This is a genomic window from Candidatus Glomeribacter gigasporarum BEG34 (assembly GCF_000227585.1).
In the GTDB taxonomy this organism is placed as follows: domain Bacteria; phylum Pseudomonadota; class Gammaproteobacteria; order Burkholderiales; family Burkholderiaceae; genus Glomeribacter; species Glomeribacter gigasporarum_B.
This window is the reverse complement of sequence record NZ_CAFB01000049.1, coordinates 25,529-34,116: the sequence shown is the minus strand read 5'-3', so window position 1 is coordinate 34,116 and position 8,588 is coordinate 25,529. Positions and strand designations below refer to the sequence as shown.

At 56.8% G+C, this 8,588-nt stretch carries 11 protein-coding genes and 3 pseudogenes; 5 read left to right on the top strand and 9 right to left on the bottom strand.

All coding sequences use genetic code 11. The features are described from left to right. From CAGGBEG34_RS06580 to CAGGBEG34_RS11060, 3 genes and pseudogenes are all read right to left on the bottom strand, one after another. Window positions 1–720: pseudogene (locus CAGGBEG34_RS06580) on the bottom strand (IS256 family transposase); the annotation flags it as partial. Window positions 721–753: 33 nt separating this feature from the next. Further along, window positions 754–1,077, bottom strand: coding sequence for a hypothetical protein (locus CAGGBEG34_RS09690; protein WP_158641821.1), 324 nt, complete (start codon window positions 1,075–1,077; stop codon window positions 754–756). A 7-nt stretch (window positions 1,078–1,084) separates the two neighbouring features. Further along, window positions 1,085–1,264 carry a hypothetical protein gene (locus tag CAGGBEG34_RS11060; RefSeq protein ID WP_158641820.1) on the bottom strand — a complete coding sequence of 60 codons (180 nt, stop codon included), beginning with the start codon at window positions 1,262–1,264 and terminating at the stop codon, window positions 1,085–1,087. A 190-nt stretch (window positions 1,265–1,454) separates the two neighbouring features. Between CAGGBEG34_RS11060 and CAGGBEG34_RS06565 the strand changes: the two are divergent. Then, window positions 1,455–2,566, top strand: a pseudogene (locus CAGGBEG34_RS06565) (IS3 family transposase); the annotation flags it as partial. Between the two features lie 157 nt (window positions 2,567–2,723). On the opposite strand, the gene CAGGBEG34_RS11790 reads toward CAGGBEG34_RS06565, so the two are convergent. The 5 genes and pseudogenes from CAGGBEG34_RS11790 to CAGGBEG34_RS12195 form a co-directional block, all read right to left on the bottom strand. Continuing rightward, window positions 2,724–2,870, bottom strand: coding sequence for a type II toxin-antitoxin system Phd/YefM family antitoxin (locus CAGGBEG34_RS11790; protein ID WP_238985010.1), 147 nt, complete (start codon window positions 2,868–2,870; stop codon window positions 2,724–2,726). A 5-nt stretch (window positions 2,871–2,875) separates the two neighbouring features. Then, on the bottom strand, window positions 2,876–3,157 hold the full coding sequence (gene traN / locus CAGGBEG34_RS11960; protein ID WP_420885893.1) for a conjugal transfer protein TraN: 282 nt from the start codon (window positions 3,155–3,157) through the stop codon (window positions 2,876–2,878). Beyond that, entirely contained in the window at window positions 3,154–5,250 is a 2,097-nt protein-coding gene (gene traN, locus CAGGBEG34_RS11955; RefSeq protein WP_042688261.1) for a conjugal transfer protein TraN, read from the bottom strand. The genes traN (CAGGBEG34_RS11960) and traN (CAGGBEG34_RS11955) overlap by 4 nt, the downstream gene beginning before the upstream one ends. 10 nt (window positions 5,251–5,260) lie before the next feature. Then, entirely contained in the window at window positions 5,261–5,863 is a 603-nt protein-coding gene (locus tag CAGGBEG34_RS11780) for a TraU family protein (RefSeq protein ID WP_275226167.1), read from the bottom strand. Between the two features lie 101 nt (window positions 5,864–5,964). Beyond that, window positions 5,965–6,321: pseudogene (locus CAGGBEG34_RS12195) on the bottom strand (TraU family protein); the annotation flags it as partial. On the opposite strand from CAGGBEG34_RS12195, the gene CAGGBEG34_RS06545 reads away from it, so the two are divergent. The 3 genes from CAGGBEG34_RS06545 to CAGGBEG34_RS10710 are packed head-to-tail and all read left to right on the top strand — an operon-like array spanning window position 6,292 to window position 7,463. Further along, the gene (locus CAGGBEG34_RS06545) at window positions 6,292–6,654 is read left to right on the top strand and encodes a transposase (protein ID WP_042688260.1); all 363 of its coding nucleotides are present in this window, start codon (window positions 6,292–6,294) and stop codon (window positions 6,652–6,654) included. The pseudogene CAGGBEG34_RS12195 and the gene CAGGBEG34_RS06545 overlap by 30 nt on opposite strands. Beyond that, window positions 6,651–7,178: a DDE-type integrase/transposase/recombinase gene (locus CAGGBEG34_RS10715; RefSeq protein WP_102033298.1), complete on the top strand. Its 528-nt coding sequence runs from the start codon at window positions 6,651–6,653 to the stop codon at window positions 7,176–7,178. The genes CAGGBEG34_RS06545 and CAGGBEG34_RS10715 overlap by 4 nt, the downstream gene beginning before the upstream one ends. Window positions 7,179–7,229: 51 nt before the next feature. Next, a complete protein-coding gene (locus CAGGBEG34_RS10710) occupies window positions 7,230–7,463 on the top strand; it encodes an integrase core domain-containing protein (protein WP_042688265.1) in 234 nt (77 codons plus the stop codon). Here CAGGBEG34_RS10710 and traF read toward each other — a convergent pair. Continuing rightward, complete coding sequence (gene traF, locus CAGGBEG34_RS09685; RefSeq protein ID WP_081463774.1) at window positions 7,458–8,135, bottom strand: conjugal transfer protein TraF; 678 nt, start codon at window positions 8,133–8,135, stop codon at window positions 7,458–7,460. The genes CAGGBEG34_RS10710 and traF overlap by 6 nt on opposite strands. Before the next feature lie 165 nt (window positions 8,136–8,300). On the opposite strand from traF, the gene CAGGBEG34_RS10235 reads away from it, so the two are divergent. Further along, window positions 8,301–8,534, top strand: a complete 234-nt coding sequence (locus CAGGBEG34_RS10235) for an antitoxin MazE family protein (RefSeq protein ID WP_081463773.1) — start codon at window positions 8,301–8,303, stop codon at window positions 8,532–8,534. Window positions 8,535–8,588 lie beyond the last annotated feature (54 nt).

Below are 8,588 nucleotides of genomic sequence, written 5' to 3'. Positions count from 1 at the left end.
CTTAAGCCCCGATTGCGCAACTCATTAAAGACCTTCAGCCAGCATTTGGCGCCCTCCGTGTGTTCGATCCACAGGCCCAGCACTTCTTAGCAATCATCCGCGCCCATGCCTGACGCAAGAGATACGGCCTTGTTTTTTACGCGCCCTTCCTCCCGAATCTGAAGCCGCAGCGCATCAAGAGACAATGGGAGACATCGCTTCAAGCGGGCGCGTCTGCCATTGTTCCACTTCAGCCAACACTTCATCGGTGAGGGTCGAAATGAGATCAGGCGAGACTTCAAGTCCGTACAACTCGAGCAAATGCCCGCGAATCTCACGCACGCTCATCCCACGTGCATCCATGCGGATCACATGATCCTCAAAGCCAGGCAAGCGCCGTTGATCTTTGGCAATGAGCGCAGGCTCAAACGTGGAAAGCCGGTCTCGCGGAATATCCAACGGTCAATCACCCGCAGGCGTGATCACGGTCTTCGCGCTGCTGCCGTTGCGGTGATTGTCGGTTTTCCCTTGCGCGTTCTGTTGCTTTAAATGATGGCTCAGCTCAGCCTCCAGCATCCGCTCCGCCAACCGTTTCTTCAGTTGACCTGCCAGTCCCGTTTCGCCTAACAGCGACTCCGCATCTTTGCTCTGTACTTGGCTCAGCAATGGGTCTATCCGTTCATCTGAAAATATTTTGTTGCTCTGAGTTCGCGGTGTGTCTTTCTTCATCTTGTCGATCATGTGAGTTCCTTTTCTTCATATCTTCACATGACCTCAACACACAAAATTCCTGACAGGCTCATCGAACAACTGGAAGGCTTTATCATGGGCCTCCATCCGCATTTCCAACGGCGCGTTCCGATAGGCCACCCGGAAAAATAGACCGCTGTAGCACAGATGAAAATGGGCAACCTTGAGCTTGACCCACTCTCCAGCCCACTGGATGGCTTCTTCGCTCCCCTCCAATTGAAACGGATTCACCGGCACCATGTGCCTGCGGTACGAAGGCTTTTCGAGGCTTGCCTGAGTCTGACTCGTGCGTCCACTTCCGAACACAGGCGCGGACGGGCGTATCAGCGCCTGTAAAGCCCGCTTCACCTCGTTCCTACAACTTGCGGGCCGTCTGCCTGTAGGACACAGGCGCTTTCCTGTCCGCTTCCAGTGTGCTCAACAGCCAGCCCCGGTCCGCTTCCAGCACCGGATCAACCGCTTGGCGCCGCTTATAGCGCTGGCTTGTCTCTTTCCCCCGTATGCGCTTCTTGACGCTCGCCTTCGATCTCTTCAATTCCCGCCAATCGTTTTACATCCTTTGCCCTCTCCGGGATACAGACGCCGATTCTTTGCAAGGGTTTCCACGATATACATCTCTTCATCACCCCCTCGCGAATGTATCAAAATCGCGAGGGTAAATACGTTATTCAGAGGGGGCTTTTTTCGGCTGTACTTGCTTCTCCAAAGGGGGCTGCTTTCCACTGAAATCAACAATTCCGCGATTCGACATGATCGGCCACTGGGAACGTCAGTACAGAGAAGGCGGACTTGACGCATTGTCTTGGGGTTCCCCCAGCCGTCACAACAAGATGAAGAAAAACCAGAGTCCGGAGGCTACTTCTCAGTCATCAAAGAACGATGCGCGCTCCCGCGAGGAACTCCTAGAGGAGTTGAACTTTTTTCGCATGGAGAACGCTGACCTAAAAAAACTCGAGGTCTTGGCTCAAACGAAGAAGCAGGCAGCGCACGAGAGCGAGCGCAAGTCGTGTTTGAGCTGAGGCAGCAATATCCACTCGCTGGCTTGCTCAAGGTGGCCAGCCTCGCACGCAGCACCTTTTACTATCCGCAAAAGGCGCTGCAGATGCCGGACGAGTCTGCGGGTCTCAAACGGAGAATGGGCGGGATTTTCGAGGTTCATAAGGGCCAGTATGGCAACCGCCGTGTCACGGCTGTGATACGTCAGGAAAGCAAGCTGATCAATCACAAAACCGTGCAACGTCTCATGGGAACACTGCAGCTGAAGTCTCGCGTCCGAGAGAAGAAGTACCGCGCCTACAGGGGCGAAGTCGGTCGCGCCGCGCCGAATATCCTCGAGCGCCAGTTCCAAGCGCACAATCCGAACCAGAAATGGGTAACGGATGTGACGGAATTCAACGTTGGCGGCAAGAAACTCTACCTGTCGCCAGTGATGAACCTATACAACGGCGAGATCGTCTCGTACGAGATTGCCAAGGGCCCCCTGTTTGATAGGGTTGCTTCAATGTTGGGAAAAGCGTTTAATCGGCTGAAACCGCGAGAGTGCCCAATCCTGCATTCCGACCCAGGCTGGCAGTATCGGTTGCCCTTATATGGCAATCTTCTCAAGCAGCACACAGTCACACCGAGCATGTCTCGCAAGGGGAATGGCCTCGACAACGCGGCGATGGAAAGCTTCTTCGCAACGCTCAAGTCAGAGTTCTATCCTCCGAACGAATTCCGCGACATCAACGAACTCAGGGAAGGACTGCACGACTACATCCGCTACTATCACTACGACCGCATCAAGATGAAGTTGAATGGGTGGAGCCCGGTCGTCTACCGTGCTCGGTTCGCTTAAGCAGCATAGATCACCGTCCAACTTTTGGGGTTCAGTCCATTTTGCAGAGGGCACATGAGGATTTTGCAGGCGCTTTGCAAGTTGCTTTTTGAATTGTGCTTTCACAACAGCCCCCAATTTTTTCCATTCTTTGAGGGCTGCCTCGTGAAAGGCTAACTCATAGCTCATCCAGAGAAATCTTTATCGTCTTTCCGCCTCTGCGCTGACGCACGATTTCCCCCAGTTCGGCATCTTCAAGCGCTTCCATGAGGGTTTCAAATGCTTCAGCAGGCACCAGATAGGCGGCTGGACGATTATGATTCAAAATGGCTACTGGCTTATGATCGGCTTCCTCGATAGCCGAACTGGGGTCAGCGCCTCTGGCGTTAGATTGCCAGGCGCTGGGAAATGCCCGCTCTGCTGCAAAATCCCCAGCCATTCGTCCAGATTGACCCTTCCCCAGTCCACCTCCACCAGACGCTCCATCGGAATGCCGTCGCACTGCGGATGCTCGGCATCTCCGAAAGGCATCCCCAGTTGAGGCCGCACCTGCTCCTGGATCATCCGCGACAGCGGCGAGTTGAAGCAGCAATACGACTCCCGTTTCTCTATGCACAGCCCAATAGCGTCCGTTCCGTATCCAGTTTTGGCATCGATAGAATCAACGTCAGATAGTCGCCGAGCGACGGATACTGTGGATTCTTGCAGCAGTTCTGCACCCCGCCCACGGCAACCTTGCATTCGCTGGGCTGGCCCGTAAAGGCGCGGCAGTACAAATTGTCGTGACCCGTGACATCTTCACAGTCGGTGTCCTGCGTCATGAACTGCGCCGCCTGGAGCAGTGCCGCTGCCTTCGCAAAATCCGTACTGGCTTCCTGATCGACGCTCAGGCAGTCCTCGCCCATGCAGCGCACCGGCCCCGCGCACCGGTACTTTGTGGATCTATCAAGCGTCGGGACTTTGACCTCCTTGCCGCAGTCGTAAGTGTCCCCCCGCACATAGCAGTGGCCAGACACGCCTTGAGTGCCACCGATGCAGGTGGAACTGACAAAACCGCAGGCAGGATTGTGCTCATACGCCTGGCATTGGTCGATGTCCTGATCATTCCGCAAACATTGCCGGCGACCCTGCGCATCCACCCAGCAGGTGCCTTGGCCGTGGTTATAGTCACACTTCAACGCTGAAACTTCGATGCGAGCCGCCTGTCTGGGAACGTTCGGCAAGGGCGGGGCTTTCAGTTTCTGATAGAGCGGATCGCCCTTGCAAATGTCAAAGCCGGAAATCGTCACACAGGCATTCTCATCCCTTGGCCAAGGCGTATAGCGGCCTTTACAGAACGGCTCCAAAGTGGCCCGCGCGTCATTGATACAGGACTGCGGCGACCAGTGGTCGGTCACAATGGTAAAGAATTGCGCAAATTTGAGGAGTTTCGGGCCTGCAAAATAATCCGCCAGCGGGATACCGATGGATCGGACATCCGGATTGTTATGGAAGATGTACAGTTGAATGCCCTTCTCCTGGAGCGCGCGGATGATCTCCGTTCGGCTGGGACAGAAAGACTGGCCGGGATCAAAACCGCAGCCGTAATCGTCGTTGCCAATCAGCACGATGATGCGATGGACATTTTCCCGCCAAGGGTAGTGATCGATGGCCCATCGGACGACCGCGAACGGATAGGTTTCCGCCCTTTCCGTCCGAACGCCGTTGATCCAGTGCTGGAAATCGCTGTAGGCGTAGCTGAAGGGGATGTTGTTCCAGAGATAGTCCTTGTCCCGATAGGCGGCCCCGCCCATGCGCAGATTATGCGCCTTGCCCTGCATCATCAGATTGGCAAAGGTGCGGACATTATTCCGCAGATCGGCAATCACGGGATCCATCGAAGCGGAATTGTCCACCAGAAACACAACATCGGTCGGTTCCGTATCAATCTCGATGGTATGCTGGATCGTGCAGCCGCCGGCGGGTTTATACAGCCGCGTACATCTGTGGTACTCCGGCACATGCGTCAAGCGTTCGCGTTTTTTGTACCCCGTCTCCGACTTGCAGTCGCCGAACCATTTGGCAATATCGTCTATTTTCTCGTAGGTCCGTTTGCTTTGATCGAGCGCCGGGTCTTCTGCGAAATCCGGCCGGCTCCGTTTTGAAGCGTCCAGTATCACCTGATAGGCGGAACCCGCCAATGAAGGAGAAGCGCCTTGAGCGTCCTTCCAGAGTCCTTTTTTAGCCGACTGACCGACCTTGCCCATTCCTTTGTTTGGATCATGCAACTGTTTGAGCCGTTTCAGATCGGGCTTTTGTCCTTTGGAGAAATAGGTGCCGTCCGGGTCAGGCCGGTCGCGGCGCGTGCCTGGAAAGAGGTCGTCTACATGGACGCGGGTGTTGCCTGACTTAAACCGGCCGTCTTTGAGTTGCGGAACCGTGACGGTTCCTTCCTGTACCGCAGCGGCATGATCTTTAAGCGACGCGGCCTGGTCTTTCCCCAATGCCTTGGCCGCTTTTCCCAGTTCCGCAAAATCTGGCGTTTGAGAGGGACGCTCTGCCTCATGTCGCACCCCTTCTTTTTCTGGCAGTGGATCGGCGTTTGCTTGCTCAGCCTGCGGTACAGGCGCCGAAACCGCTCCGCCGCTGGCGGCTACCACGGATTGCAAGGGAAAGGTGAACAAGAGCAGACACGCGGTGGATTTAAGCCATGAACGCTGGAACATGACCGTCCCTTCAGTGAGTGCAGCAGTCGTTCCAGCGCCAGATCGTGTAGATCGGGTCTTGACCGACCGCCGGAATGATTTTAGCAATTCCCCAATTCAGTGCCAACTCCCCGATCACGTGCGCCGAATGCGTCTCCGGCACCGGATGCAATAACGTGAACTGGTACTGCGTCTTCGGAAGCAGGGGATCGATCACCCCTTTGCATAGCGCATCCGCGCCCATCGTGCGCCAGGACAAACCCCGTCGATGCAACGCCGCCAGCACGCGCGCTGTTAAAAGGCTCGAATCCCGTATCACGCCTTTGCCACCGTTCTGATGACCGCTTAAGGGATATAAAGTCCCCCAACTGCCCGCGCACCAGAACAGTTGTTTAAGCGGTTTGCCTGTCAAGCTGGACGCTGCATCCGCGGTGCAGGTCGCCGCTGCAATCGGATTGGCCACTGCAGCCGCTTCGGGGTTCGTGAAAAAGGCCAGCTCGTCGTTGTTCCAGGTCGGATCGAGCTCCGAGAAGTACAGGACATCCAAATCCATGTAGCCATCGGGATTGCAGTTGGGCCGAACGAACAGTTCCAGCAACGCGAGCAGCGGAAAGGCATAGAAGTGGTAGTGCATAAAGGAGCCGTCGCCGCCGTCCAGGCTGCCTGGCCGTGATGCCCCCGGAAGGTACGGTTAAATGGAAAGCGCGTGCCGTTTAGCACAGACGAGCAGCCGGGTACCCGCTGGAACTCGACCAGCCGCCCAGGCTCCCGCATCGAAGTCGTCACGCCGGGCCTTGGCAGACCGGCCCCGTCCCGACAGGTGCACAGCGGACTCTTGACCGCTTCCTCCGGGATGCGGCCGCCTGCGCCGGAAATCGGCACGCCGGCAATGCGGATCGGAAACAGGCACGGCCAACAAATATCCGTGATGAGTTTCGGGCCGATGACCTGCGCGTTCTGCAGCCAGGGTCCGCCAGCACGATTGGAGTGAACCCTTGGGGGTGGACAATACAGAGCGAATAAATGGATACGCTTGCTGGGCCTCTTAGGAGGAAGAGCACGATGTCCATAAGAAGCCTCTACCGTCGGCACAGTCCGCAGTTCAAGTTGCCACTGTGCGCGGATATTCGGAACGGCAAGATCGGACGGCGCGAAGCCAAGCGTACTTATCAAATTTTAGCCAACCTGATTCAGTTGTGGCTAAGCCAATATGATCGTGGCGAGCTGAACGTCGAGGAAGCAGCCGCCACGACGATCTCGGAATATGGAGCCAAAATTGCAGCATTGGAGCGCAAGGTCGGTCCACTCACAATGGAGATCGACTTGCTTAAAAAAACGCCACGGTTGCGACCCGAAAGCAGCAACGAGCCCTCCTTCATCATCAGCGGTCCGCTGCCTGCGGGGTCCAACGGGGGTGTCAGATGATCCAACTTCCCCGTAGCACTTTTTATGATCGTGCAGGCACCCCCTCTTCCCCCTGCTTGAGCGACGCACGACTCCTTGAGCGGATCGGGTGCATTCAGGACGCACTCTCCGGTGACGGGTATCGCCGTGTGACCCGCGCCCTGCAAGCACAGGGCTATGGTATCCATCACAGGCGGGGCGCCCGAATCATGAGGCAACCCGGTTTGGGGATTCAATCTAAACGCCGGTTCGTTCGTACCACAGATCGTCAGCATGACGGGCCGGTGTTTCCCAATCTGTACCGCAACAGGATTCCAGACCGGCCAGATCAAATTTGGGTCGCTGATATGACGTTTATCCGTATCGAAAGGGGGGTTGTCTATTTGGCGGTGATTCTGGATGCCTGTAGCCGCAAGGTCATCGGATATGCCCTCGGGCGACAGATCGATACCCAGCTCACGCTGGCTGCCCTGAAAGCGGCGGGCATTCAACGTCGACCTGTGCCAGGCACCTGTATTCATCATAGCGACCGAGGCTGTCAATAGGCGAGCGCGGAATACCGACACGCTCTGCATGAAGACGGGCTCATGGGTTCGATGAGTTCTGTGGCCAACCCCTACGACAATGCGCAGGCAGAAAGCTTGATGAAAACGCTCAAGGTTGAGGAAGTCTATTTAGCCGGCTATGAATCCTTTTCAGATGTAGCAGCGCGGCGACCGATATTTATTGAGGAGGTCTACAATACCCAGCGCTTACACTCAGCTCTAGGCTATTTATCTCCCCATCCATTTGAAGTAAAACGTGCTCGGCAAGGGGGGCAATTTTCATAGCTTGAACTCTCCAGACCCAAAGGGGCACTCCAGCAGTGGGTCAGTTTTAAAGTGTTGGTGACACCCTTGGCCCACGTCGGCAAATTGGCCGTCGGGCGCAGCGAGATAGAGGGCGGGCACCGCCTGCACCTGGAGTTGGGCCGCCTGACCCCTATCCGGTTTGAAAGCGGGAAACGGGTGACCGGGCAAATCCTGGCCGTCGATGAACACCGGGATAAGGGAAAAGCGATGCTGCTTTGCCAGCGTCCGCACCAGCGGGGCTTGCGTCGCACACGCCGGGCACGCTGAATGAAAGAAAAAGAGGAGTCCGGCGCGCTGCGCTAACTCATTGAGCAGACGAGCCTGTGCCGCGCCCGCTTGCCGGTCGAGCGTGTGCGCCGCAAAGGTCGCATAGGGGCGCTGGCTCAGCGCATCGAGCAATGGGTCGCCGAGTGTGGCAAGTTCGCTCATATCGGCAAATTGCCGGGCGCGGTCGAGCGTGAGCCGTTGCACCCACAGGAACACGCGCAGATTCGTGAGCGTCGGATGATCCCAGGCTAGATCCTTGTATTTCGGCAGGTTCTGCCGGAACCAGGCGGCTGAGAAGGCCGCAGGCGCAGTGGTGCGTCTGGAAATAGGGGAGGGCGCTGGCTGCGCCGGTTGGGGGCGTTCCAGTTGAGCAGGCTTTGGTATCGGTTCGCACCAGAATCAGCCTTCCGCCTTGCGCCAATAGAACCGGACGGGTGGATTGTCCGCAGCGATACGATCCGCTGCCGCAGCGGCGGGGACGGCGCTGGCAATCAGCGCCAGCAGCAGGACGGACATGACTATAGGCATGCGTGCGGGGAATTGGAAGTTATGAATGCCATTTCACATCGTAGTCACGCGGCGACCGTGCAGCAAAAGCTGCGGGATCAACGCTGCGCAAACGGGATGCGTCCTGTTCAAATCTGGGCGCCAGACACTAGGCGACCCGAATTTGCTGAGGAATGCCGTAGACAAGCGCACAATGTCGCTGCACATGCTACCCGCGAACGCGCGGTCGTGGACTGGGTGGAGTCGGTCTCAGATGTCACTGGGTGGGACGCTTGAAGCGGGGTGATGTCGTGACTATCGCAGGCGGCGGAGGGGATTACGGTAGCAAGC

What these genes read in the sequence shown, in the direction of transcription:
- traN (WP_042688261.1), bottom strand. Translation starts at nt 5,250, where the DNA reads ATGTTCCAGCGTTCATGGCTTAAATCCACCGCGTGTCTGCTCTTGTTC.
- CAGGBEG34_RS10715 (WP_102033298.1), top strand. Translation starts at nt 6,651, where the DNA reads ATGATCCAACTTCCCCGTAGCACTTTTTATGATCGTGCAGGCACCCCC.
- CAGGBEG34_RS11780 (WP_275226167.1), bottom strand. Translation starts at nt 5,863, where the DNA reads ATGCACTACCACTTCTATGCCTTTCCGCTGCTCGCGTTGCTGGAACTG.
- CAGGBEG34_RS06545 (WP_042688260.1), top strand. Translation starts at nt 6,292, where the DNA reads ATGTCCATAAGAAGCCTCTACCGTCGGCACAGTCCGCAGTTCAAGTTG.
- CAGGBEG34_RS10710 (WP_042688265.1), top strand. Translation starts at nt 7,230, where the DNA reads ATGAGTTCTGTGGCCAACCCCTACGACAATGCGCAGGCAGAAAGCTTG.
- CAGGBEG34_RS10235 (WP_081463773.1), top strand. Translation starts at nt 8,301, where the DNA reads ATGAATGCCATTTCACATCGTAGTCACGCGGCGACCGTGCAGCAAAAG.